Raw genomic sequence first — 25,304 nt, forward strand, 5'->3', positions numbered from 1 at the left:
GCCATGGCGACGGGCATCAAGGACAAGGTCGCGATCATCGGCATGGGGTGCAGCCGCTTCGGCGAACGCTGGGGCGACAGCGCCGAGGACCTGATGGTCGAGGCGTTCACCGAGGCGCTGGCCGACGCCGGCGTCTCCAAGACCGACATCGGTGCCGCGTGGCTCGGCACCTCCTACGAGGAGATCGGGGTCGGCAAGTCGGCGATCCCGCTGGCGACGGCGCTGCGCCTTCCCAACATCCCGGTGACGCGGGTGGAGAACCTCTGCGCCTCGGGGTCGGAGGCGGTGCGGGGTGCCGCCTACGCCGTCGCCGCCGGGGCCTGCGACATCGCGCTCGCCATGGGGGTGGAGAAGCTGAAGGACACCGGCTATGGCGGCCTTCCCGTGCGCACCCGCGGATCCTTCAACGATCTGTGGATGCCCAGCATGTCGGCGCCGGGGCTGTTCGCGCAGCTCGCAAGCGCCTACGCCGCCAAGCACCGGGCCGATCCCCGCGACCTGAAGCGGGCGATGGCCCACGTCTCCGTCAAGAGCCACCGCAACGGCGCGCTGAACGAGAAGGCGCACCTGCGCCGCGCCGTCACCGAGGAGCAGGTGCTGGCCGCCCCGCTGGTGGCCGAGCCGCTGGGCGTCTTCGACTGCTGCGGCGTCAGCGACGGTGCCGCCTGCGCCATCGTGACCACGCCGGAGATCGCGGCATCGCTGGGCAAATCCATGGTCGTCACCATCAAGGCCATGCAGATCGCCGCCAGCGACGGAGCCGAGATGTCGCACGACACGTGGGACGGCACCACCGTCGCCAACACGCGCATCGCCGCGGCACGCGCCTTCCGGGAGGCCGGGGTGCGGGATCCGGCGGCGGAGGTCGGCGCCATCGAGGTGCACGACTGCTTCTCCATCACGGAGCTGGTGACCATGGAGGATCTGGGCTTCTCCACGGAGGGGCGGGCGATCCGCGATGTGCTGGACGGGCGCTACGACCATGACGGCGCCGTGCCCTGCCAGATCGACGGCGGGCTCAAATGCTTCGGCCACCCCATCGGCGCGTCGGGCATCCGCATGCTCTACGAGCTGTATCTCCAGCTCCAGGGCCGCGCCGGCAAGCGCCAGCTCCCCGGCCTGCGGCTGGGGCTGACGCACAATCTCGGCGGGGCGCCGGTATCCAACGTCGCCAGCGTCAACATCATCGGCCGGCTGGAATGAAGGCGCTGCTCTGCCACGCCTTCGGCGATCCGCCCGATCTGGCGGTAAGGGAGGTCGCCGAGCCCGCCCCCGGCCCCGGCGAGGTGCTGATCCAGGTCGAGGCGGTGGGGCTGGGCTTCTTCGACGCCCTGCTGCTGGCCGGACGTTACCAGGAGAGGCCGCCGCTCCCCTTCATCCCCGGCCGCGAGCACGCCGGCCGGGTCGTGGCGGTGGGGGAGGGGGGTGACCCGGCGCTTCTGGGCACCCGCGTCGCCGCCCTCGCCTTCGGCGGCGCGCTGGCGGAACGGGCGGTGGCGAAGGCCGACCACTGCCTCGTCGTTCCGCCGGACATGGAGCCGGCCGCGGCGGGCGGGTTGCTGTCGGCCTACGCCACCAGCCTTTACGCCCTGGAGGTGCTGGGCCGTGTGCGGGCGGGGGAGACGGTGCTGGTGCTGGGCGCGGCCGGGGCGGTCGGGTCCGCCGCCATCGACGTGGCGAAGGCGCTGGGTGCGCGCGTCGCGGCGGCGGCGTCCACGCCCGAAAAGCGCGACCGCTGCCGGCGGCGCGGTGCCGACATGGTGATCGACTACACCGCACCCGACTGGCGGGCGGCGCTGCGCGACGCGCTCGGCGGCGGGATCGACGTGGTGCTCGACACGGTGGGCGGGGCGGTGACGGAGCCGGCCTTCCGCAGCCTCAACCCCGGCGGCCGTCACCTCGTCGTCGGCTTCGCCTCGGGCGAGATCCCGCGGTTGCCGCTGAACCTGCCGCTGCTGAAGCGGGCGAGCGTCGTCGGTGTCGATTGGGCCGGCTTCCTGCTGTCCGATCCCGCCGGCAACGGTGCCCTGCTCGACCGGCTGGGCGCGATGCTGGCGGATGGGCGCCTGACGCCGGACGCCCCGTCGGTGCACGGGCTGGTGGAGATGGCACCGCTGCTGCGCCGCTTCCTCGACCGCGGCGGCGTGGGAAAGCCGGTCGTCGTTCCGGTCTGGCGGTAGCGCCGGCGGTCTTCCCGCCGGGCATGGCTGGGCGTCGCAGCGCCCACTTGCGCGGGCGGGGCGGCTGGTGTCCTCTCCGGCACCGCCCGCCCCGTGGACCCGCGACACCCGATGATCACCGATCCCGTGTTCTACCTGGCCGCCATTCCCGCGGTCATCCTGGTCGGGCTCGCCAAGGGCGGACTGTCCGGGATCGGCATGCTGGCGATGCCGCTGCTGGCGATGGCCGTCGATCCGGTCCAGGCGGCGGCGATCATGCTGCCGATCCTGATCATCCAGGACGCGGTCGCCGTGTGGTCCTACCGCCGCAGCTGGGACCGCCGCAACCTCGCCATCCTCATCCCTTCCGCGACGGTCGGCATCGTCGTCGGCTATCTGCTGGCGGCCCGGGTTTCGGCCACGGTGGTGGAGGTGATCATCGGCGTGATCTCGATCGTCTTCGGGCTGCGCCGGCTGGTGGTGGAGCGGGGGCCGACTCCGGCCACGACCGAGCGCGGCGGCACGGCGGCGGGCTGGTTCTGGGGCATCGTGTCGGGCTTCACCAGCATGATCGCGCACGCCGGCGGGCCGCCCTTCCAGGTCTATGTCATGCCGCAGCGGCTGCCTCGCGACGTCTTCATCGGCACCGGCGTGGTGTTCTTCACGGCCGTCAACTGGATCAAGGTCCCGGCCTACGCGGCCCTCGGGCAATTCGGCAGCGAGGCGATGCTGACCGCCGCGGTGCTGATGCCGCTGGCCGTCCTGTCCACCCGCGCCGGCGTTTACCTGGTCCGCCGCATCGACGGGAAGAGCTTCTACACGGTCATCTACGCGCTGCTGGTGGCGCTGGGCGTGAAGCTGTTGTGGGACGGCGCCCGCGTGCTGCTGTGACGGTGCCGGCCGGGGCGCGTCCCCGGCCGGCGTTCCCGCAAGGTCAGTAGTCGGAGCAGTCGCGGTGGCTGGCGGCCGGATCGACCTTGGCGTCGATGACCACGGGGCCGCCCAGGCGGTGCGCCTCCTCCAGCGCATCGCGGAGCTGGTCGGCGTGGGTGATGGTCAGGCCGCGCCCGCCCAGCCCCTCCGCCACCTTGGCGAAGTCGTGGTCCATGAAATCGACCGCGATGCGCTGGTTGCCCAGGTTGTCGCGCACCATGCCCAGCCCGGCGTTGTTGGCGACCAGATAGACCACGTCCAGCCCGCGCTCCGCCGCCGTGGCGACCGCGTCCATGGTCATGGCGAAGCCGCCGTCGCCGATCACCCCGGTCACCCGCCGCTCCGGGCAGGTGATCTTGGTGCCGGTCGCGGCCGGCGTGCTCCAGCCCATGCCGCCGATGCCGCCGGGCGCCACGAGCTGCCCCGGCGTGCGCAGCCGCAGGGACGTGGTGGCCCAGATGCGGTTGGTGCCGGCGTCCAGCGTCAGCAGGTCGTCGGGCGTCAGGAAGCCTTCCAGGGCGCGGATGATGTCGGCGTAATGCACGGTGCCCGGCCGGGTCGCGAAGGTCGGGATCACGCCGTAGCCGTTCTCCTCCCGGATGGCGGCGATGGCCTTCAGCCGGTCGGCGCGGCGGTCGTTGGGAATGGTGGTGGCGGCCAGCATCTCCAGCACGTCGGCCACGTCGCCGGTGATGGCGAGGTCGACCGGCACCACCCAGCCGGCGTTGCGCGGGTCGAGATCGACCTGCACGATCGTCTGGTCGCCGGGCCGGATCATCTCCGCGTCGCGGAAGCGGGTGTATTCGGCGCCGAGGCTGCAGCCCAGCACGACCACGAGGTCGGCCGCCTTCACCATGCGGTTGGCGGTGCGCGATCCCCAGGTGCCCATCATCCCGACGGCGACATCGCTGGTCTCGTCGATGGTGCCCTTGCCGTGGTAGCTGGAGGCCACGGCGATGCCGTTGGCCTGGGCGAAGGCCTGGAGTGCCTTCCCGGCGCGGGACATGTAGACGCCGTTGCCTGCGATGATCACCGGGCACGTCGCGTCGCCGATCAGCCCGGCCAACCGCGCGACGGCCACCGAATCCGGGCGGGACGGCGTCGTCTCCAGATAGCCGGCGGTGGGGTAGAGGCGGGCGCGCGGCGTCTCCGGCAACTCCTTCTGGATGATGTTGGACTTCATCACCACGGCGGCCGGGCCGGGGCGCGGCGTCACGGCGTGCTTCAGCGCGAGCTGCATTCCGTACACCGCCTCCTCCGGCGCCGTGGCGTAGGTGGCGAACTTGGTCATGGTCTTCATGACCGCGAACACGTCGCCGGCGCCATAGTCGCCGGTCATGGTCTGATAGACGCCATGCTGCCCGAACCCGTCGTAGCAGGAGGTGTCCGTCAGCACGACCATCGGGGTGCCTGAGAAATACGCCTCCAGGATGCCGAAGGCGCCTGTGGTCGATGCGAAGGGCCCCTGGCCCATGAACAGGCCGGGACGGCCCGTCAGCTTGCCCGCCACCTGCGCCATCACCGAGGCGCTCTGCTCCGAGCGCGCCAGCACCACGTCGAACTCGTCGCGGCGCTCGTGGAACGCGCGCAGGGACCATGTGATCCCCAGCCCCGGCAGCGTGAATCCGCGCCGGATCCCGCCGTCGATGAGCGTCCGCAGCACCGCTTCGTTGGTCTTCACCGCTCCATCCTCCTCCCATTGGAATAAGCGTATTATGAAACATAATCCCGTACGATGGAACTGTTGTTTCACGACATTTGACTGCGGGCGCCGTCCGTGGTGAAGACAGAGGTGATGGATGCAACCGGGAGATCGCCCGACGATGGACGAGCACGGCAACGACAGGCCAGCACCCGAAGGGCGCAAACGCGGTCGCCCCCGGCAGGGGACGGAGGAGCCGCTGGCCTTCTCGGACGGGCGGCCTTTCGTCAACGCGCTGGCCCGCGGCCTGTCGATCCTGCGCTCCTTCCGGGCGGAGGACCGGGTGTTGGGCACGCAGGAGATCGCGCGCCGCGCCGGCCTGCCCAAGGCGACCGCCTCGCGCCTCGCCCAGACCCTGACCGAGCTGGGTTATCTGCGTTTCGTGCCGGAGGTGGGCAAATACGCGCTGTCGAGCGAGGTGCTGACGCTCGGCTACGCCACGCTCGGCCGCTCCGGCATCGCGGAGATCGCGCGCCCCTTCCTGGACGAGCTGGCGTCGTCCGGGGAGTTCGCTTCCGCGCTCAGCGTGCGCGACGGGCTCGACATGATGTTCGTGGAGCTGGTGCGGCGGCCGCAGGCGATCATGCTGAACCTGCAGATGGGATCGCGCGTGCCGATCCACCTGACCGCCCCCGGCCGCGCCTGGCTGATGGCCGCCAGCGCCGACGAGCGCAAGGCCGTGTTCGACGCGTTGGCCGCCCGCCATGGCACGGCGTGGCCGGCCCAGCGCACCGCGGTCGATGCGGCGTTGGCGCGGGCGGCGCAGTGCGGCTACGCCGCCTCCATCGGCGAATGGCGGCCGGAGCACAACGCCATCGCCACCGGCCTGCGCGATCCGGTGACCCAGGACATCTACGTGTTCAGCATCGGCGGGCTGGCCTCCATCCTCACCCGCGCACGGCTGGAGCAGGAGCTCGGTCCCCGCATCCTGATGGCCGCGCAGACCATCGCATCGCGGCTGCGCGGCCTTGCGTGACGGGCGTCAGGCGTCGGGGACGCGCTCCGCCGCCTTGCCTCGGCCCTTGCCGCGCAGCCTCTGCACCAGCGGCCACAGGAAGATGGCCGCGGTCAGCGCGAACAGGGTCAGCGCGATGGGCCGTTCGAAGAAGGCCAGGAAGCTGCCGCGCGTCACCACCAGCCCCTGGCGCAGCGACTGCTCGATCATCGGGCTCAGCACCATGCCGATCACCATCGGCGCGATGGGGAAGCCGGTGACCCGCATCACCGCACCGACGGCACCGGCGGCCAGTGCCACCCACACGTCCAGCATGTTGCCGCGCACGCCGTAGGCGCCGACCAGCGTGATCACCATCACCAGCGGGATCAGCAGCGGCTCCGGGATGCGCAGCACCCGCGTGAACAGCGGGGCACCCAGCGCGCCGGTGGCGAACATCACGATGTTGCACAGGATCAGCACGAAGAAGATGGCGTAGACCAGCGGCATCTGGTCGATGAAGAGCTGCGGCCCCGGCGCCACCCCCTGGATGACCAGCGCCCCCAGCATCACCGCGGTCACCGGATCGCCCGGCACGCCGAGCGCCAGCGTCGGCACCAGCGCGCTGCCGGTCACCGCGTTGTTGGAGCTTTCCGCCGCGATCAGCCCGTCCGGCTCGCCATGACCCATGCGCTCGCGCCGCGGCGACACGCGCTTGGCCTCCGAATAGGCGATGAAGGAGGCGGTGGCCGCCCCGGTCCCCGGCAGCGCCCCGACAAAGGAGCCGATCAGGCAGCTCCGCAGCAGGATGCCCAGCCTCGGCCGCCACTCCCGCAGCGGCGGCAGCCGGAAGCCGACGCGGAAACGCTCCGCCCCGCCGAGGTCAAGGCGCTCCGCCGTGCGCACGAACATCTCGGAGAAGGCGAACAGCCCGACGATCACCGGCACCAGCTCGATCCCCGACGACAGCTCGAAGACGTCGAAGGTGAAGCGCAGGTCACCGGTCACCGGGTCGGTGCCGATGGTGGCGAGGAACAGCCCCGCCATGCCCGCCAGCAACCCTTTCGCCATCGCGTCGCGCGACACGTTGGCGATGCAGGTCAGCGAGAAGATGCCGAGCGCGAAATACTCGATGGGCGTGAACTGCAAGGAGAAGGCAGCGAGCTGCGGGGCTGCCAGGATCAGGATCAGCACCGAGAACAGGCCGCCCAGCGTGGACGCCGCGGTCACCCAGCCGATCGCAAGGTCCGCCTCCCCGCGCTTGGCCATGGGGTAGCCGTCGAGCACGGTCGCCGCCGCCTGCGGCGTGCCGGGGGTGTTGAGCACGATGGCGGTGATCGACCCGCCGTAGCAGGACCCGCAGAACACCCCCAGCATCAGCGCGATGGAGGCCGTCTGCGGCATGCCGTAGGTGAAGGGAAGGACCATGGTGATGCCGACGACGGAGCCGAGGCCGGGCAGCACCCCGACCAGCACGCCGATCACCGTGCCGATGACCACCATGAGGAGACTGGCCGGCTCGAAGGCCGCGGCCAGCCCGGCGAGAAGGGGATCCATGCGATGCGTCCGGTCAGAAGGTGGCGAACCAGGGGGAGTGCGGCAGGATGATCAGCAGGAAGCGTTCGAACATCCACCAGACGGCCACCGCGTAGACCACCGACAGGACGGCCAGCACCGGCCAGCGCCGGTAGCCCAGCAGCACCGGCATCAGCGCGATGAAGGCGATGCTGGACAGCAGGAATCCGACGGTGGCGACGCCGATGCCGTAGAGCACCGTCAGCGCCGTCGCCGCCGCCGCCCGCGCCGCCCCCTCGCCCGACAACGGGGCCGACCGGCGCCGCAGCTCCTGCACGATGACGACGACCGCCAGCCCCGCCATGCCGATCAGCACGAGGCGCGGGAAGAAGGCCGGGCCAACCCCCTGGACGGCCCGGCTGAGGTGGTAGCTGTCCCGGAAGGTGTCCCACCCGAAGACGGCGGCGGCGGCCAGCAGGACGCCGGCCACCAGGGCCGACAAGGCCCCCTGCGATGGCATGCGCACGGACGCTCCTCTATTCCTGCTTCAGCCCGGCGCTTTCGAGCAGGCGGCGGTTGCGGGTCCACTGGTCGCGGACATAGGCCTCGAACGCCTTGCCGTCCATGTAGGCGACGGGCTGCGCCAGATCATCCATCAGCTTCCTGAAGGACGCGGCCTCCGTCGCCGCCTTGCAGCCGGCCTCCAGCTTGGTTTTGGCCTCGGCCGGCAGGCCCTTGGGCGCCACCAGCCCGCCCCAGATGGGGGTGTCGATGTCGAAGCCCTGCTCCTTGGCGGTGGGCAGGTCGGGCAGGTTCGGCAGCCGCTCGGGCTGGAGGATGGCGAGGCCCTTCACCTGCTCCTTGTTCTTGGACAGGAAGGAGACGTGCGGCACGAAGATGTCCGCCGTGCCGTCGAGCAGCGCCTTGAAGGCCGGCCCGTCGCCGTTGACCGGCAGGTAGGAGAGCTGGATGCCCGCCATCTCCGCCAGCGCCAGACCGGCGACGTGCGGGATGGAGCCGATCGCCTGCACGGCGAAGGTCAGCTTGCCCGGGTACTTCTTCGCGTAGGCCACCAGCTCGGCGATGGTGTTGTAGGGCGCGTCCCGGCGCACAGCGAAGGCCGACGGCGCCGAGTAGGCGAGACAGACGTAATCAAACGAATCCAGGTCGTAGGGCAACTTGCGCAGGTGCGGCTGGGTGGTCAGCGGGCCGACCGGCGCCATCGCCAGGGTGTAGCCGTCGGCGCGCGTCCGCGCCCCCTCCGCCACGCCGGCGACGCCGCCCGCCCCCGCGGTGTTCTTCACCACGATGTCGGTGCCCAGCGATTTGCCCATCGGCTCCTGCATGGCGCGGGTGGTGATGTCGGTCCCGCCGCCGGCCGCGAATGGAACCACGATGGTCACCGGCCGGTCCGGAAACGCCTGCGCCGTCGCGGCGGCCATGGTCATCACACCGGCGGCGATGGCGGAAAGCCTGTTCCAACGATGATGCACGTCGCGTCCTCCCCTTTTGTTCCATACAGTGGATTATTGTTCCATTCTGGACGAGGCTTCGGCACAATGCAAGGCATCTCGGCCGCACAATCCGCATCACGGACCATCGCGTGGATGCTGGAGCGATCATGCGGCCCGCTCGTCCACTAGGGAGACCCGAACGTGCGTTTTGAAGGGCGTATGGCGCTGGTGACCGCTGGTGCTGCCGGCCTAGGGCTGGGGATCGCGGAACGGTTGGCGCGCGAGGGTGCCGCGGTGATGGTGTGGGACCGCGACGAGGCCGCCATCGCCGCGGCCCGCGACGCGGTCGCCGGTCTGGCGGTCCAATTCCTCGCCGTCGACCTGACCGATCCGGCCGCCATCGGCGAGGCCGCCCGCATCACGGAGGAGCGGCTGGGCCGCATCGACGTGGTGGTGAACAACGCCGGCGGTTCGCTGCACACCCCGCAGCCCTTCCTGGAGGAGACGGAGGAGGACTGGGCGCGGGTCTTCGCGCTGAACGTCGATGCCACGGTCCGCACGTTGCGCGCGGTGCTGCCGGGCATGGTGGAGCGTCGTTACGGCCGCATCGTCAACCTGGGCTCCAAGGCCGGGCGGTTCGGCAGCCTGTTCGCCGGGGCCAACTACGCCGCGTCGAAGGGGGCCGTGCAGTCGATGACGCTCCAGCTCGCGCAGGAGTTCGGCCCCTTCGGCATCACCTGCAACGCCGTCTGCCCCGGCGCCATCCTGACCGCGCGCGTCGACCGCCTGCTGTCGGAGCGCAAGACGCCGGACGAGCGGGCGGCGATGGTGGCCGGCATCCCCGTGCGCCGGCACGGGCGGGTGGAGGACATCGCGGCGGCGGTGGCCTTTCTGGCGTCGGAGGAGGCGGGCTTCGTCTCCGGCGCCATGCTGGATGTCAACGGCGGACAGGCGATGGTCGCATGACGAGCATGGTCGGACCGGTCCTGATCACCGGAGCCAGCGGCTTCCTCGGCGCCTGGGTGATGCGGCGCCTGATCGATGCGGGTGAGCGGATCGTCGCCTTCGACATCGTGGACGACCGCCGGCGCCTCGCCCTGCTGACCGGGGCGGAGGCGGCCCGGGCGGTGCCCTGGATCCTCGGCGACGTCACCGACGGCACCGCCGTGCGGGAGGCGGCGGAGCGGGCGGAGGCGCGCTCCATCCTGCATCTGGCGGCGCTGACCATCCCCGCCTGCCGCGCCAAACCCGTGCTGGGCGCGCTGGTGGACGTGATCGGGCACCTGAACGTGTTCGAGGCGGCCCGCGCAGTCGGCATCCGCCGCATCGTCTACACCAGCTCCGCCGCCGCGCACCCGCGCGGGCCGCTGAAGTCGCCGGCCAACCTCTACGGCGTCTACAAGCGTGCCGACGAGGACATCGCCAAGGTCTATTTCATGGACCACGGCATCCCCAGCGTCGGGCTACGGCCCAACGTGGTCTACGGCGTCGGCCGCGACGACGGGGAGACGGCGGCGATCACCCAGGCGATCCGCGCGGCGGCGGAGGGGCGTCCCTATGCCATGCCATTCGCCGGGACCATGTCCTTCCAGTACGCGGGGGAGGTGGCGGAGGTGGTGGTCCGCTGCCTCGCCGCCACGCCGCCGGAGCCCATCGTCTCCGACCTCAGCGCGCGGGAGGAGAGCACCGACGACCTGCTGGCCGCCATCCGCGCCTGCGATCCGGCAGCGGCCGTCACACCCTCGTCGCACGTCCGGCCGAAACCCGAATTCCCCTTGGACGACACGCCCCTGCGCCGCCGCATCGGGGACTGGAGGTCGGTGCCGCTGGCGGAGGGCGTGGCGCTGACCTTCGACGCCTACCGGAAGCTGGCGGCGGGCTAACGGGAGGACCCGGCGCGCGGGTCAGCGCGCCGGGGGCCGCGGCACCGCCTCGAAGCCGTGGTCGGGCTGGTCGGGGAACGAGTCGATCTCGCGGTTGATGTAGCCGTCGCCGCTGCGCTCGACGACGCGCAGATGCACGGTCTGCCGGATGTGGCGCGACACCGGATCGATCGAAACGGGCCCACGCGGGCTGGTCCAGGCCAGCCCCTTCACCGCCTCGATGGCGCGGTCGGGGTCGCGGGCGCCGCCCGTCGCCTCGATCATGCGGTACAGCAGGTGGGTGCCGTCATAGGCGGCGACCGCGGTCATCGCCACCTCCGCGCGCTGGCCGCCGACCGCCGCGATCCGCTCCAGGAAGGCGGCGTTCTCCGGCGAGACGTGCGACACGGCGTAGTGGTAGGTGGAGTAGACGCCGACCCCGGCGGCGCCCAGGGCGGGCAGGTCGGGCTCCGTCACCACGTCGCCGGTGGTCAGCAGCTTGATGCCCATCTGTCGCGGCCCGCTCTCGTGGAAGGCCCGGACGAAGCCGAAGGTGGCCGGCCCGCTGGGCAGGAAGGCGAACACCCCGTCCGCCCCGGAATCGACGATCCGCTGCATCACGGACGCGAAATTGCTGGTGCCCAGCGGGATGCGGATGCTGTCGCGCACACGGCCGCCGAGCGTTTCGAACGTGGTGCGGAACGCCGTCTCCGCGTCGATGCCGGGGGCGTAGTCGCTGACCGCCGTAACGGCGCTGGCGATGCCCAGCCGCCCGGCGCTGCGGGCTGCCGGGACGGCGTTCTGCCACATGGTGAAGGAGGTCCGCACCACATAGGGGCTGCTGGCGGTGATGGAGGAGGTGGCGGCGTTGAACACGACCAGCGGGACCTTGGCTTCCTTCAGCAGCGGGACCGCCGCCATGGCGTTGGGTGTGAAGTAGAAGCCGGCGAGGTACTGGACGTTCTCCTTGACGATCAGCTCCTGCGCGATGGCCTTGGCCCGAGCGGGGTTGGGAGCGTCGAGATCGCGGTACACGAAGCTGACCTCGTGGCCGCCGGCCTTCATCCCTTGCGCGGACACATAGGCCTCGATCCCCAGGCGGAAGTTCTTTCCGTACACCGCGTAGGGTCCGGAGAAGGGGCCGACCACCCCGACGCGCACGGTGTCCGCCAGCGCGCCGGTGGATAGGAGGAGACCGGCGATGATGACGCCCGTGCCGAACCTGGTTCCTGCGCCCATGGTCGCCTCCATCCGGTAAGGGCCGGGCTGCGCCGGGCCGACCCGGCGATACACCAGAGTCCGCACTTTGTGCAAGGCGTGCCTGCCGCGCCGTGGCGCATGCTTCAGATGGCGCCGATGCGCTGGTAGAATCCGATCAGGTCGTGGATCCGGCGCGGCATGCCGAAGCGGTCGTTGAAGGTCCTGATGTTGGCATTCAACCGGTCGCGGTCGGCGGCGCGCAGGATCCCCTCCAGCCGGTCGAGCTGGTCGGTCGATACCGCGATGCCGATGCCATGCTCCTCGGCGAAGCGCGCCATCGCCGTGTACTCCGCGTTCACCACGAAGGGGATGTGGGCTTCCAGGTAGGTGTAGAGCTTGGTGGCCATCACGCCGGTGCGCTGCTCCTCGCGGATCTGCACGCTGCCCAGATCGAAGTTCATCAGCAGCATGCCGAAGTCGTAGAGCTTGAGCCGCGACGCCACACGGTCCGGCGGCGCCCCGTCGATGATGCGGAAGCCGGCGAACTCCCGCTGGAGCCGGATGTAGGGCTGGTAGACCGGATCGTCCGGGTTGATGCGGCGGTTGGGGTCGTGCAGCAGGTCGATGCGGATGCCCTGTCGGAGCAGACGGCGGAAGGCATCGGGCATGGTGACTTCGGGGAACAGCATCGGTTCCAGGGTCCCCGGCACGATCCCGCCGGCATAGACGAGGTGCAGCGCGCCATCCTGCTCCGACAGCTTGGGGCCGCCGTCGTCCATGAAGTCCGGGCAGGGCCAGGTCTGCATGGTGATCCAGGGCGGCATCGCACCGAAACGCCGTTCCCAGGCCCGCATCGTCGCCTCGGGGAAGCGGGTGATCACGCCGTCGGCGTTGTGCAGGATGTGGTCTTCCATGTGCAGGTCGAAATCGACCTCGCGGTTCGTCCAGTTCATGCACAGGAAATCGCGCTCGGCGTAGACCGAGGTGACGTCGTAGAACTCGCACACCACCTTGGCGTCGCGGCGCGCCTCGATCGCCATACGGGCGAGGTGGTAGTGCCACATCCAGCATTGCACATGGAAGACGGCCGGCGCCGAGGCGCGCAGGATGCCACGCAGGACGAAGAGATTGCCGCCGGCATGCGCCATGCCGTCGAAATGCGCCCGGAACAGCGACCGCACCGCGGGCTCCGGCTCGTGCAGCGACAGCAGGAACACCCGGAAGCCATTGCGGCGCAGGTGGATGGCCTCGCGCAGGATCATGAAATAGGGGATCGAGGCGACGAAGAGGACGGCCGGCCCCGGCCCGCCGGCGTTCATCCCGCCGAGGAAGGGGGCCAGTGTCTTGGCCAGGAAGGAGTTCATCCGGTCGTCGATGGCGGCGGCAAGCCCTGTCCCGCCGGACGCTCCGCCCGTCTCGCCGCGTGGAACGAGGTCGAGCAGGGCGTCGCAGGTCTCGGCCAGCGCGGGCCAGACCGCGCCGGAGGGGGGTTGGCCGAGGCCGCTGCCCAGGGCGCGGACCAGGAGCATCGCCTCCGGCCGGGTCGCCGGGGGGCGGATGCGTTCCGTGTACACATCCTCGAGCGTGTCGCGGTCGAGGCGGGGCGGCGTCTGGATGGCCACGCTGTCGGTCGTCGTGCCCCCCTGCCGCAGCAGCAGGGCCGGGCACACCCAGCCGTCGTCGGTTCCGGCGACGCGCACGCCGAGCCGATGGAAACGTCCGTCGCGGACCAGGTCCGGCAGCGTGAAGGCGAAGCCGTGCCGCCCGTTGCCCACCACCGACCGCTCCAGAGGCGGGCAGGGCAGGGCCGCCCGTTGGATGCCGTGGGCGGAACCGTCGATCACCAGCTCCACAGCGACTGCCGCGGACGGGGTGGTGCTGTCCCAGGCCCAGCCACGCAGTGTGCCGGCGACCGCCGACAGGATCATGCCGGCAACGGACACGCCGGATGCGGCACCGGCCCGGTGGACGAGGTCACGGATGCGCCAGACCTCGTCGGCCAGCCGGACCAGAATGGCGGCCCGGTTCGCCGCAGCCGACGTCAGATCGGGATCGACGGCCAACGCCCGGTCATAGGCGGCCAACGCCGCATCGTCATCGCCGAGCTTCTGGTGGCAGAAGCCAATGTAGTATTGCGTCCAGCCGGCGTGCTGCCCGGTGACGGCAAACCGATCGAAGGGGCGTCCAGCGCCCCGGCCCAATCCTCCAGGTCGAGAAGGGCGGTGCCGAGCGCCAGATTCACCGCAACCAGCCGAGGGTGACCGTCCAGGATGGCACGGAAGAGGGCGGCGGCATCGGCCGGCCGCCCCTCCTTGTGCAGCGCCACCGCGGTGGCGTAGGCGTGATCGGGGGATCCGGCAAGGACCCCGGACGGCGCGGGACGCGCAACGCTCATGCGCGCTGCGCCCCCGTCGGTCCGGGGGCCGTGCGCGTCCCCGTCATTCCGCAGCCATCAACCGCTGCGTGTCCGCCTCGAGCTGTGCGATGTCCGGGAACTCGATCTCGTCCCGGCGGCGCGAGCCGCAGGCGTTCGGAGCGGCGGCCAGACGCTGCGGAGCCGGAGCGTCGGAGTAGGAGATGAAGTACGTCTCCCGCTGCTCCTCGCTGTAGGGGCCGTTCTCGAGGTCGTGCAGAGCCAGCAGCACATCCATGTTGCCCGGATCGAGTTTCTGCGCCTGCTCGTAATGAACACGTGCCAGCCCGATCGCGCCCTCCTCCATCATGCGCTCGGCGTAGGCGATGTGGCATGCCGGCTCGAACGGGTTGAACTGGATGGCGGCGCCCAAATGCCGGACGGCCGACGGGCCGGCCCCCACCGACGCGTAGAAGCGTCCGAGTTCGACATGCGCCGGCCAATACCACACGGCCTGCCCGACCATCTCATGCAGCATCGGCGGCGTCTCGTTGCGGCGCCCGGCGTCGATGAGGGCCTGCGCCTCGGCGAACCGCGCGTCGAGCGCCGGCTTTTCCGGACGATCCTCGAAGCGCACGCGCAGCTCGTTCGGGACGTCGTAGCGCGACAGGCAGCCGCGGCAGGTCAGGCGCAGCGACTGCTCGTTCGCCACATCGCCCATCAACACGCCGCGATAATCGTTGTGGTGATAGCAGCGCGGGCAGTCCCAGGCGACCCGGTAGAGATCGCCGCGGATCGGGTCCGGCTCCGGCTCCTTCGCGAAGATGGTCGGTTCGGCAATGCTCAGCAGGCCCGATTGGGCGCTCCAGATCTTGGTCGCAAGAATGCTCAGATCGTCCTCGTTCATCTTCGAGATGTTGAGGTCGACGAACTGGCTGTCGATGTAATCCACGCGATCCTTGATCAGCCCGTCGCGCACCGCCTCGATGTAGTCGGGGCTGCCCGGATACACCTGGAGACGGTTAGTGTTGATCATGTAGCGGCGGTTGTTCGCCCACCACGACATCGACTCGTTGGCGGTCTTCAGCGTCTCGTTGGTGTCGCCGAAGATCAGGTTGCCCTGGATGCCCAGCTTCTTGTCGTAGCTGTTGGCGAGCACGACATCGATGCGGGTCTTCTTCGACTTTTTCTTCATGCTGTCGAGGATTTCCTGGCTCATCGCCTCGATGCCGTAGCTGATGTAGGTGCAGCCGGCACGTTTCATGGCGTCCAGGATGCGGTCCTCGGCGCAGTTGGTGTGGAGCTGCACCATCCACTGAAGGTTGTAGGGCTCGATCCGCTCGCAGAACTCCAGCAGCCGCGCCTTCTTCAGGGAGAACAACTCGTCGATGATCGCCACCATGTTGATCTGGTAGCGCTCGATCCGGTACTCCAGCTCGGCGAAGAAGTCGTCGAAGGGCCGCTCGCGGTAGACCTTGCCGGTCGGGTGGAAGCAGAAGGTGCAGCGGTAGGGACAGGAGCGGCTGGTGATCATATCGATCGACCGCGGCTTGTCCTTGGTGTGGAAGAAATAATTGTCGGTCGGCCGCTGCAGATCGATGACGTCGCCGAAGCCGAAACCGTCATAGTCGGGCCAGGCGATCGTGCCCAAATCCGCGATGGCCGGGCGAGACAGGGTGCGCTTGATGGCCCCCTTCGAATCCTTGTAGACGATGCCGAGCACACCGGCGAGGTCACGACCGCGCTCCAGAGCGTCGGCCAGATCGACGATGGTTTCCTCACCCTCGCCGATGACGCCGACGTCGATGTCCATCACCACCGGTCCGGCTTCCGGGTCGCTCGACAGGCAACCGCCGCCCGCGATGTTGATCACGTCGGGCTTGACGCGCCGCGCCGCGGCGAACAGGTCCTTGACCATCGGCATGAAGGGCGACAGGCCGCCGCTGGCGACCGCATCGGGCTTGATCGCCCGCACCGTTTCGGCAACCAGCTGCACCGGATCGGTGGCGGAATGGTTGCAGTTCAGGCAATGCACCTCGTGCCCGGCCCGCTTCAGAGCCGAGGAGATGTAGCCGAGCCCCAGTGGGAACTGATAAAAGTCGCCCGGCGCGGCCGTGAATTTCGGTGCGACGATCAGGATTCGCATTCTAATGGTTCCCCCTTGCCCGTGCTGTCACCCTGCCGTACGGCCGTTGCGATGGTTGCAATCGCTATGTCCGCGAAGCAAGATTACCATAACATGGGTACTCCGTACGCGACAAGACTTAGCAGAGAAGTTTCGTCAAAGTCGAACAACCCTACAGCCCTTGAGGCAATAACCATAGCGACTCATGGACACATGGTTTCTGACGATAACAACTTTGCACATTCTTACGCCAACTCTGACCGCCGGTTTGCCTGGAGGCGCAGCAGGGACGCTTCGGCGGCCGGGTCCAAAGCATCGGCAGGCTGTGGCGGCACCTGTTCCAGCCATGCCCGCATGTCGCGGGCGGAGTCGGCCAAGGGCCGCGGCCGCAGCCCGGCGCGGAACGCACGGCCGCCGTTTATCGCGTAGAGCCAACGCCACGCCGCCGGAAGCGCCGACCATTCCGCCAGATCGAGCCAGCGCGCCCCGCCCGGTCGCCTCCCGAGGAGATCGGGTGGCACCCAGACCGGCACCGTGCCGCTGTCACCGGCGAGCGCGGCCATCAGCTCCGCGGCGCTGTGCGCCGGCCCCACGGCGTTGTAGGTGCCGCAGACCTGCCGCTCCAGCATGCGCACCAGCCATCCGGCAACATCGCGCGCGTCGATCACCTGCCAGCGCTGCGTCGGACCACCGGGCACCAGCATGGCGCCACCCGCGGCGCCCCGCCGGACCCAATAGGGGAAACGGTGCGCCTGATCCCAAGGGCCCACGAGGCAGCCGGGCCGGACGATCAGCGCGTCATCGCCGTAGACGCGGCGCAGCGCCTCCTCGCAGGCGGCCTTCAGCGGCCCGTAGGTGATGGCGTCCAGCGGCGCCTCGTCCGGGACCGGGGTGGTGTCGGACGGGTGGTGCTCGTCGATGCCGGGCACCGGTGCCCCGGCGTACTGGTTGACGCTGGATATGAAGGCATAGTGCGGCACGCCGACTCGCAACCGGCGTGCCGCCGCGTCCACCTGACGCGGGCGGTAGCCGCAGGTGTCGACCACCGCGTCCCAGCGACGCCCGTCCAGCACCGACAGGTCGCCGTCGCGATCGCCGAGCAGCAGCTCCACCCCCGGTCGCGGCTGATGGCGGCGCTTGAAATGCGTGACCGCGTGCCCCGCAGTCAGCAAGGCATCCGTCAGGTGCCGGCCGAGGAAAACGCCGCCGCCGAGGATCAGGACCCTCATCGCACCCATTCCGGAACGATACCCTCATACGCCGAGTGTGTCGCGAGAGGGGCCGGAGGGCGTGTCATGGTGGTAAGAAGCCCTTCCACCATCGGGTGCCGTTCGCGCGCGAGCTGTTCCGACAGGGCCGCGGCGGCGGCGTCGCGCCGGCCGTCGTTCAGCAGGGTACGGGCCGCCGCGCAGACGGCCCCGACCAGATAGGGGCGGAAGAGGCCGACGTCCGGCAGCGTCATCCGCGCCTCGTTGAGGCGCAGCAGGAACTCCGTCCGGCCGAGCACGCGCCCGCTGCCGGCCCCGCCGGATCGCAGCAGCAGGAGGGGCCCCGCCGCGGCGAAGGGCTGGTCCTCCACGCACACGGTCGTGTCGTCCGTGCTGTCCAGCCACGCCATGTAGTGGGCGACGGAGGCGGCGTTGTCCTCGCCCCGCAGGCTGGCGTCGAGGCACAGGGCGCGCAGCAGCGACGCCAGCGGTTCCGGTGTTCCGTCGATGGCGGCCTCCAGCGCCGCCATGTCGCGGAAGCCCTGCGGCGCGGCCCCGTCGCCGGCGTCGATCAGGAACGGCACCGGCCACACCAGGCGCTCCACGCGGTCCAGGCGGGTCCGGTGCTCGTCGATGATCGTGCGCAGGTACGGATCGGCGCGGGCCTCCTCCCGCGTCGGCAGGGTGCCGGTGCGCAGCGCCGCGCAATGCAGCGGGTTGCAGGCGGTGAAGCTGCCGTCCAACACCGAGTCGCGGATGCGCCGCACGGTGTCGGAGTTGACCGCCGCCGCCAGCCCATCCCCGTCCAGACTGCCGGCGGGCAGGTTCAGGTAGTGGGAATGGCAGACGTACAGGTTGCCATCCCGCTCGACGTTCAGATCGGTGAAGGGGCGCGGGCAGAAGCGGCCGGCGGTCGCGGACTCCGCGCCGAAGACGCCCCGCAGGTGCGGCGGCACCGCCTCGCCCGACAGCGTACGTTCGGCGACGTCGAGCGCCGGCATCTCGATGAAGTGGAATTCCCGCTCCGCGCAGCGCTTCAGGCCGTCGCGCGCCTCCGCGACCAGTCCTGCACGGAACAGCGTGCGCGCCGCCGCGAACACGCCGCCATGCAGGAAGGGACGGTCCTTCAGCTCGTTCAGCCGCAGCAACATACGGGCCTTGTCGACCGCCGGCATCGGCCCGCCATCCGGCTTGACCGCGACGAACACCGTGCCGCCGGCCATGGTCTCGATCGCGCAGCCGCAGGGATCGTCGGGTGCCGCCATCCAGGCGTCGTAGTCCGCCACCGCGTCGTAGGCGCCGAAGGGCTCACCGCGGGTGTCGTGCGCGATGCCCCGCAGCAACGCCGCGACGGCCGGACGGCTGTCGGCCAGCGCCGCCGCCTGCCGCCGGGCGTTGGCCCAGTCGGCGATGGTGGATGGCGCCTGCCCCTCCTCGAGCGTCAGGGCGAGCGGCAGGAAGGCCAGTTGGGAGGTGTCGATGCCGGTCGCGGCGTCGGTGTCGATCCAGTCGCGCACCACCGCGGGATGATGGAAGATCGGATCGGAGACGATCTCCCGGAATTCCGCGTAATGCGGGTTCTCCAGCAGATGCACCGCGCGCCGGACATAGCCCGCGTCCGATCCGTAGCTGCTCCAGTTCAGCAGCTTCTCGAAATAGATGCGGTCGCAGCCGAGTTCGATGGCCCATTCGGCCATCCGCTTCATCTCGCGGAAATTGTCGAGCTGGTAGACGCAGAGGATGCTCAGCTCCTCGAACATGCCCTGCCTCCTGAGCGAGGCGAGGAAGGCCATGTTCTGCTGGAGCCGCCCGAAATCGCCGCCGCGGCGCAGCCGTTCGTAGGTGTCCTTGGTCGCGCCGTCGATGGACACGCGCACGGTGCGGATCATCGAATGCGCGTTGGGGAATTTCTGCCAGAAACCGCCGTCGAACAGCAGCGCGTTGGTGATCAGGTCGAGCTTGAGGTCCGGGTACTCCTCGCGGTTGATGCTCTTCAGGATCAGCCGGCACGGCTCGCTCATGGCGAACTCGCCGTAGCCGTTCATCTGCATGACCTTGATCTTCTTGAGCATGGGCAGGATCACATCCCGCGTCGCCTTCATCATGGCGGCGACGGCCTGCCCCTTCTCGATGATCACCTCCGACCGGCAGGACGGGCAGCTCAGGTTGCAGGAGCGGTCGAGCGCCAGCGACATGCGGTGGATCACGTCCAGCTCGGCGCGGTCCTCGTCGATGACCTTGCGGAAGAAGGGATGGGCGCGCGCCTGTTCACGCGTCGGCAGATTGTCGCCGGCGATGAAGCTGCAGGACAGTCGGTTGCAGTACTTGAAATCGCCGTCCAGGATCGAACGGCGGATGCGGATCGCGGTCTCCGAATTGACGATGTCCGACACCTTGTCGGTGAGGATGTTGCCGGCGGTCAGGTTCAGATAGCTGGGGCAGCAGAGATAGGCGCTGCCATCCACCCCGATGGTCATCTCGTAGAAGGGCAGCGTGCAGAAACGGCCCTGGAAGTGATCGGAATGACCGAGCACGTCCTGAAGATGCGCCGGCACTGGCCGCCCGCTGGCCGCGTAGGTCAGCACGGCGTGCGCCTGTTCGAACAGGAAATGCGATTGCCGGGCGATGTGGCGCTCCATCAGGTCGCGCGCCTCCGCGATCCGTCCGGCCCGGTACAGGGCGCGGGTGGCGGCGAAGGGAGCTGCGATGAACACCGGTGGCGGCCGGTCGGCGGCCATGCGCACCAGGAAGTCCACCTTCGACAGCGGTTCGCCGATGCCGTCCCGCGGCCGCAGGCAGAGCATCGGCGGGAACTGGGAACCGACGGTCACGATGGTGCAGGCCAGCGGGTCGTCGTCCGCCGTCAACCACGCCTCATACAGCTCAAGCGCTTCATACACGTCGGCGGGATTGCCGGCGTTGTCGCGTCGCATGGCGGCGACCAGTCCGGTGACCGGTGTCCCCGGTAGCGCATGCTCGACGGCGGCGGTCAGGTTCTCGACGTCGTGGAACAGGCGCGGCGCTCCACCCGGCTCGGTCACCAGCAGGAAGGGGATGGGGGAGGTGAGGACCTCGACGCGCTCGACGCAACCGGACTCGAACGCCCGGATGGCCTGCCATTCGGGGTCGGAGTCGTCGCGCAGCGGCAGCGTGCCCCCGGTGATCGATGGACAGAGCAGGCGGTTGCAGCAGCGGAACGACCCGTCGAGGATGCTGCGGCGGATGAACCGCGCCGTCCCGGAGTTCAGCAACCGGCCGAGGTCTCCGTCCTGCACCGGCCCGGCCGGGATGTTGATGCCGAGGGAATGACAAAGGAAGGCGCCGCCGCCGGCTTCCACGTTCAGCTCGCGGAACGGCCGCGGACAGTAACGCTTCGCGAAATGGTCCGAGCGTCCGAGGACGTCTGCGAGATGGTCCGGAACCGCACGGCCGCTCAGGGCGTAGGCAAGCACCATGCGCGCCTGATCGTAAAGGAAATGGCGCTGGCGCGCGCTGTGACGGTCGAGGAAATCGCGCGCCTCCTCCAGCCGGCCGGCGCGGAACAGGCCGCGGGTCGCGGCGAACGGGGCGCCCGTCAGCATCTCCGGCGGTGGCTTGCCGTCGGCGATGCGGATCAGGAAATCGAGCTTCGACAGAGGCGCCCCGGCCGCGTCCCGAGGCGTCAGACACGGCACTTGCGGGATGTGCGGGGCGACGGTCACCATTGAACAGACGAACGGATCATCCTCCGCCGTCAGCCAGGCTTCGTAATGGTCGGGTGACTGGTACACGCCGACCGGGGCGCGCGGTTCATCAAGGATCAGCGCGGTCGCCAGTTCCTTCGCCGGGGTCCCCGGCAGCAGCTCCGCCACCGCCTCGGCCCAGCGCGCGACGTCGGTGAACAGGCGCAGCGGCGCGCCGGGTTCGGTGACCAGGCCATAGGGGGCGCTCCAGGGCGCGGTGGGCATTCGGGGCGGCTGCCCGCCTGTTCCGATGGCGCGCACCGCCTGCCATTGCGGGTCGGTCTCGTCACGGAGCGCCAGCGCATCGCCGGTGATCGCCGGGCAGGTGAGACGGTTGCAGTAGCGGAACGACCCATCCATGACCGCCTGCCGGACCGACCGCCCGAGATCCGAATCGGCCAGGGCCTGCAGCGGCTGGTCCCGCACCGAGCCGGCGGGGGTGGCGATGCCGGCCGCGTGGCAAAGATACGCATCGCCGCCGGCATCCACGGTCAACCCGACGAAGGGGCGGGGGCAGTAGCGCGTGGCGAAGTGATCCGACGTTCCGAACACATCCTCCAGATACGGCGGAATTGGCCGCTCCTCCGCAACTGCCGCGAGCACGGCCCCGGCCATGTCAAGCAGTGGGTGCCTTCCCCGGGCGCTCCCCTCGGCCACGGCGGCGCGCGCGGCGGCATGGTCGCCGCGGCGGAACAGGGCACGCGCCGCCTCGAACAGAGCCCCGACCGTCGGGCCCGTGCCGGGCATGGCGGACACCGCGCGGGCAAGGTGGATCAGCAGCTCGGGCCGGCCGACCGGCGTGCCGATCGTCCGGTCGGGCGGCAGCAGGCAGACAACCGCCGCGCCGTCGGGGGCGTCGGCCCGCAGCGAACAGACCAGCGGATCGCCGGACTCCAGCCAGAAACGGTAGTCGGGCCGCGCATCATAGGCTGCCGTCGCCCCCCCCTGCCGTTCCGTGTCGAGCGCCCGCAGCAGTGCCGCGGCCGCGTCCTGCCCGTTGCGCTCCAGCGCGACGATCGCGGCGGCCGCGCCGTCGCTGCCGGTAAGGTCCCACGGCTCGGCAGGGTCGAGGATCGCGAGGTACAGCGGACGGGCTTCGGTCATCGTACGATGGCTTTCGGCTGTGGGATTGGCAGGCCGGGACCGATGTTCACCGGTACCGGCATCGACACTGTGACAAATTGTACCTCGAGCCTATGGCTTTCGAAATGGGAGTGACCAGACGGACGGCCTGCCCGATCGATCTCCCCTGGCGCGCAACGGTCGCCCTGCCTTGTCGCCCGACGGCGCCCCGGCAGGGTAGCACAGTGCTGGAGGCGCGGGCAGGTGGCGAATGCAGGCAGTCGGGAAGGAGCGAAGCGACGGGTTGGATTCCCGAGCCCGCTGTTCTAAAGAACTCCGACCACGGTGTCTCTCTTTTCGGGTCCAGGCTTTCCTCAGACGGGACATCTCGACTGCACGCATACATTCAATGGAGAGTCCCATGAATATTACAATTTGGAAACACAAGCGACAACATCCGTCTTGACATACTATTATCTTCATCATATGACAATGGCGCATTGACGAATGTGACTGTCGATTCGTTCAAGATGCTTTACGGCGTGGATGGACTTTGATGGCGACGCTGGCGGAACGACGAACGCTGTTGGGTGACGTCCGTATCGCAAGTCAGCGCGGAGCGAGCGGACTCCGCAGTTTTGGAGCCGGATGCCCGGCTGACGCCGGATACGGATCCAGGGCGCGATCCGACGGCCCCCTTCGCCTGCTCCAGCGTCCTGTCCTCCCGTTCGAACCGGTGCGTAAGGTTGACGGTCCCGGAGTGTCTGCCGCCGGAGCGCGCGGCGCGTCGCCCGTGCGCCCAATTCCACTCTAATCACCGACGGGTCTGCCCACGTCGATTCCGGTGGGCACCGAGAAAGGAGCAACATCCGTGGCTGCCAACATCCAGTCCGTGTGCCATTCTTTCCTACTTCAGGCAGGGCTGTACAGCATCCGGTTGAATCCGGGTCCGGACGGCGGTTTCGCGGTGGCTTTCCTCGCTCCTGCGGCTGGTGAAGCGGGGGCGACCTTCCTGGGTCGGACCGGGACCGACAGCGTGGTGCTGGCGGCCGGCGGTCAGCCGGCGCTGTGCCAAGTCCATCGCGACGACGCGACGCTCTACGTCAGCGAATTCCAGCCCGGTGCCACAGTGACCGCCGATCGCCGTGTGGTGGTCAAGCTGCTTGACCTGGACACCGGCAGGGCGCGGGTGCCGGTCGCCAGCCGTCCCGTGGCCGCTGCCGCCGCCGCGCCGGTCAGCCTGGCCGCCACGCCCACGCTGACGGTGGCCGCCGTCGTCGCCGGTGCCGGTGAGCGGGTCCACGCCAACGGCGAATGGGCGGGCGCACCGGGCACCACGGCGCTCGACGGGTTCACCATCACGCTGGGCGGCGGGGTGCCGGATCTCGGCATCGAGTATCGCTGCGGCAACGGCGCCCTCGGGCTCACCCCCTGGGCCCGTGGTGGCCGGTACTGCGGCACCAAGAACAAGGCGGTGGTGATCACCAAGTTCGCCGTACGCCTGACCGGTCCGGCGGCGGAAGCGTACGACGTACGCTACCAGGGCGAGTTCCTTGGCTTCGGGGAAAGCTTCGTCGCCCGCAACGGCGAGCTGTGCACCATCACCGAAAGCGCCCCCCTGACGGCCCTCCGGGTCGAGGTGGTGCCGCGCCCGCGCGCCGAGGCGGCGTGCGATCCGGACCCGGAGCGCGCGCAGTTCGACGAGCAGGAGTATCTGCTGATCTACCCCGACGCCGCGACCGCCGTCTCCCTGAAGGAGTTCGAGAGCGGCTTTCACCATTTCGTCGCGCGCGGACGCGCGGAAGGACGGACCGCACCCCGGCGCCGCGACCTGTGACCGGCCGCGGATCGTGCGCCCCCGGCCGGCTCCCGGCCGGCCATCCTCCCGCCCACTCGCGTCCCAAGGGTATGTGTCCATGAAGCCGGCCAAGGCCCCCCCGCCGACCAGCACGGAAAGGCTGGAGTCCCTCTATCACGCCAATTTCGCCCTGCCCTACAGCGACCCGGCGGCGCTCGGCGGACTGATCTTGCAGGGCCTGCGGGACGCGGGCGAGACCGGCGAGGGCCTGTCCGACGGGCGGCTGGAGCAGCATCTGGCCCAGGCGGAGGGCGACCCGGCCGTCCAGGCGGCGGCGCGCGATCTGGCGACGGCCGCGGCGGCCAGCGGGATCGAGGACGCGGTGACCGCGGCCCACCGGCAGGCGGTGCTCGACCGCCATGCCGAGCTCATCGCGCGGGTGAACGACCGCAGCGACGGCAACAAGGTGGTCGTCTTCGTCGCCAAGAGCCCGTACTTCGTCGTTCTGCGCGAGGCGATCTACCTGCGTCGCAACGGGTTCCGCACCTATCTGCTGACCCTGTATCCGGTCGCCGACGACCTGCGCCGGCTGTTCCAGGACAACATGGACGGTATCGCCTGTCTGGAGAGCAGCCACTTCGCGATGCGCGAACTGATGCGCGCGATGGAGCCGGACATCTTCCACCTGCAATGCTGGCAGCTCTCCTACGAGCTGGGCAGGATGGCGGTGGAGATGAAGACCAAAGCCGCCGTGGTCTGTGACTTCTACGACATCTCCTCGATCTACGCGCCGCGTGACGAGCTGTGCACGGTGTGGGATCCGGCGATCGTCGATCTCGACTACGCGCTGGAGCATTACATCCTGCACCACGCCTCGGCCGTGATCTCCCGCTATCCGCCGCATGTGATGGCCAACTGGGGGCGCCGGCACGGCCATACGCCGCCCAACCTGACCATGCAGGCCTATTCCCTTCCGGAATTCGTGGCCCCGGCCAGCGCGCCGAAGCTGTCCCGCCAGGATGGACGCATCCACCTCGTCTATGCCGGCGGCCTGATCCCCGTGTGGATCAACCCCAGGCTCTTCCCCGAAGTCTACATGCCCGCGACCTTCGCCAAGCTGCTCGACCAGGGGCTGGCGATCGACGTGCTGCACGATCCGCACCGGCCGGTCAACGACGACCCGGTGTACGCACCATTCCGAGAGCTGGCGCGGCGCTACCCGCATTTCCGCCTGATCGACGGCGTCAGTGTCCGTCCGGGAAGTGGCTGAGTCGGAT

18 protein-coding genes are annotated in these 25,304 nt (G+C 69.6%); 8 read left to right on the top strand and 10 right to left on the bottom strand.

Annotated features, from left to right (window positions below):
- The first annotated feature begins 3 nt into the window (after nucleotides 1–3).
- The 3 genes from HL658_RS28785 (at nucleotide 4) to HL658_RS28795 (ending at nucleotide 3,050) form a co-directional block, all read left to right on the top strand.
- Nucleotides 4–1,203: an acetyl-CoA acetyltransferase gene (locus HL658_RS28785; RefSeq protein WP_180285748.1), complete on the top strand. Its 1,200-nt coding sequence runs from the start codon at nucleotides 4–6 to the stop codon at nucleotides 1,201–1,203.
- Entirely contained in the window at nucleotides 1,200–2,180 is a 981-nt protein-coding gene (locus HL658_RS28790) for an NADPH:quinone oxidoreductase family protein (RefSeq protein WP_180285747.1), read from the top strand. Before HL658_RS28785 ends, HL658_RS28790 begins: the two co-directional genes overlap by 4 nt.
- Before the next feature lie 111 nt (nucleotides 2,181–2,291).
- Nucleotides 2,292–3,050 carry a sulfite exporter TauE/SafE family protein gene (locus HL658_RS28795; protein WP_180285746.1) on the top strand — a complete coding sequence of 253 codons (759 nt, stop codon included), beginning with the start codon at nucleotides 2,292–2,294 and terminating at the stop codon, nucleotides 3,048–3,050.
- 43 nt (nucleotides 3,051–3,093) lie between these two features.
- On the opposite strand, the gene HL658_RS28800 is transcribed toward HL658_RS28795, so the two are convergent.
- Complete coding sequence (locus tag HL658_RS28800) at nucleotides 3,094–4,773, bottom strand: thiamine pyrophosphate-dependent enzyme (RefSeq protein ID WP_180285745.1); 1,680 nt, start codon at nucleotides 4,771–4,773, stop codon at nucleotides 3,094–3,096.
- A gap of 142 nt (nucleotides 4,774–4,915) precedes the next feature.
- Here HL658_RS28800 and HL658_RS28805 point away from each other — a divergent pair, with 142 nt between their 5' ends.
- The gene (locus HL658_RS28805; protein WP_180285744.1) at nucleotides 4,916–5,770 is read left to right on the top strand and encodes an IclR family transcriptional regulator; all 855 of its coding nucleotides are present in this window, start codon (nucleotides 4,916–4,918) and stop codon (nucleotides 5,768–5,770) included.
- Between the two features lie 6 nt (nucleotides 5,771–5,776).
- On the opposite strand, the gene HL658_RS28810 is transcribed toward HL658_RS28805, so the two are convergent.
- Genes HL658_RS28810 through HL658_RS28820 form a run of 3 tightly spaced genes read right to left on the bottom strand, consistent with a single transcriptional unit; the run spans nucleotide 5,777 to nucleotide 8,736 of the window.
- Nucleotides 5,777–7,285, bottom strand: coding sequence for a tripartite tricarboxylate transporter permease (locus HL658_RS28810; protein WP_180285743.1), 1,509 nt, complete (start codon nucleotides 7,283–7,285; stop codon nucleotides 5,777–5,779).
- 13 nt (nucleotides 7,286–7,298) lie between these two features.
- Nucleotides 7,299–7,763 carry a tripartite tricarboxylate transporter TctB family protein gene (locus HL658_RS28815; protein ID WP_180285742.1) on the bottom strand — a complete coding sequence of 155 codons (465 nt, stop codon included), beginning with the start codon at nucleotides 7,761–7,763 and terminating at the stop codon, nucleotides 7,299–7,301.
- A 16-nt stretch (nucleotides 7,764–7,779) separates the two neighbouring features.
- On the bottom strand, nucleotides 7,780–8,736 hold the full coding sequence (locus tag HL658_RS28820) for a tripartite tricarboxylate transporter substrate-binding protein (RefSeq protein WP_180285741.1): 957 nt from the start codon (nucleotides 8,734–8,736) through the stop codon (nucleotides 7,780–7,782).
- 180 nt (nucleotides 8,737–8,916) lie between these two features.
- Here HL658_RS28820 and HL658_RS28825 point away from each other — a divergent pair, with 180 nt between their 5' ends.
- Entirely contained in the window at nucleotides 8,917–9,663 is a 747-nt protein-coding gene (locus HL658_RS28825; protein ID WP_180285740.1) for an SDR family NAD(P)-dependent oxidoreductase, read from the top strand.
- Complete coding sequence (locus HL658_RS28830) at nucleotides 9,660–10,580, top strand: NAD-dependent epimerase/dehydratase family protein (protein WP_180285739.1); 921 nt, start codon at nucleotides 9,660–9,662, stop codon at nucleotides 10,578–10,580. The genes HL658_RS28825 and HL658_RS28830 overlap by 4 nt, the downstream gene beginning before the upstream one ends.
- A gap of 21 nt (nucleotides 10,581–10,601) precedes the next feature.
- On the opposite strand, the gene HL658_RS28835 is transcribed toward HL658_RS28830, so the two are convergent.
- The 6 genes from HL658_RS28835 to HL658_RS28860 form a co-directional block, all read right to left on the bottom strand.
- On the bottom strand, nucleotides 10,602–11,798 hold the full coding sequence (locus tag HL658_RS28835) for an ABC transporter substrate-binding protein (RefSeq protein ID WP_180285738.1): 1,197 nt from the start codon (nucleotides 11,796–11,798) through the stop codon (nucleotides 10,602–10,604).
- Nucleotides 11,799–11,902: 104 nt separating this feature from the next.
- A complete protein-coding gene (locus tag HL658_RS28840; protein WP_180285737.1) occupies nucleotides 11,903–13,843 on the bottom strand; it encodes a hypothetical protein in 1,941 nt (646 codons plus the stop codon).
- Nucleotides 13,801–14,154, bottom strand: a complete 354-nt coding sequence (locus HL658_RS28845; protein ID WP_180285736.1) for a tetratricopeptide repeat protein — start codon at nucleotides 14,152–14,154, stop codon at nucleotides 13,801–13,803. Before HL658_RS28845 ends, HL658_RS28840 begins: the two co-directional genes overlap by 43 nt.
- Before the next feature lie 43 nt (nucleotides 14,155–14,197).
- Nucleotides 14,198–16,258, bottom strand: coding sequence for a B12-binding domain-containing radical SAM protein (locus tag HL658_RS28850; protein WP_180285735.1), 2,061 nt, complete (start codon nucleotides 16,256–16,258; stop codon nucleotides 14,198–14,200).
- Nucleotides 16,259–16,482: 224 nt separating this feature from the next.
- Nucleotides 16,483–17,466: an NAD-dependent epimerase/dehydratase family protein gene (locus HL658_RS28855; RefSeq protein WP_180285734.1), complete on the bottom strand. Its 984-nt coding sequence runs from the start codon at nucleotides 17,464–17,466 to the stop codon at nucleotides 16,483–16,485.
- Complete coding sequence (locus HL658_RS28860; RefSeq protein ID WP_180285733.1) at nucleotides 17,463–22,271, bottom strand: SPASM domain-containing protein; 4,809 nt, start codon at nucleotides 22,269–22,271, stop codon at nucleotides 17,463–17,465. Before HL658_RS28860 ends, HL658_RS28855 begins: the two co-directional genes overlap by 4 nt.
- 829 nt (nucleotides 22,272–23,100) lie before the next feature.
- Between HL658_RS28860 and HL658_RS28865 the strand changes: the two genes are divergently transcribed.
- Both HL658_RS28865 and HL658_RS28870 read left to right on the top strand, forming a co-directional pair.
- Nucleotides 23,101–24,066, top strand: a complete 966-nt coding sequence (locus HL658_RS28865) for a hypothetical protein (protein ID WP_180285732.1) — start codon at nucleotides 23,101–23,103, stop codon at nucleotides 24,064–24,066.
- A gap of 79 nt (nucleotides 24,067–24,145) precedes the next feature.
- The gene (locus tag HL658_RS28870) at nucleotides 24,146–25,297 is read left to right on the top strand and encodes a hypothetical protein (RefSeq protein WP_180285731.1); all 1,152 of its coding nucleotides are present in this window, start codon (nucleotides 24,146–24,148) and stop codon (nucleotides 25,295–25,297) included.
- Nucleotides 25,298–25,304: the final 7 nt, after the last annotated feature.

The organism is Azospirillum oleiclasticum (genome assembly GCF_013423485.1).
Taxonomy (GTDB): Bacteria; Pseudomonadota; Alphaproteobacteria; order Azospirillales; family Azospirillaceae; genus Azospirillum; species Azospirillum oleiclasticum.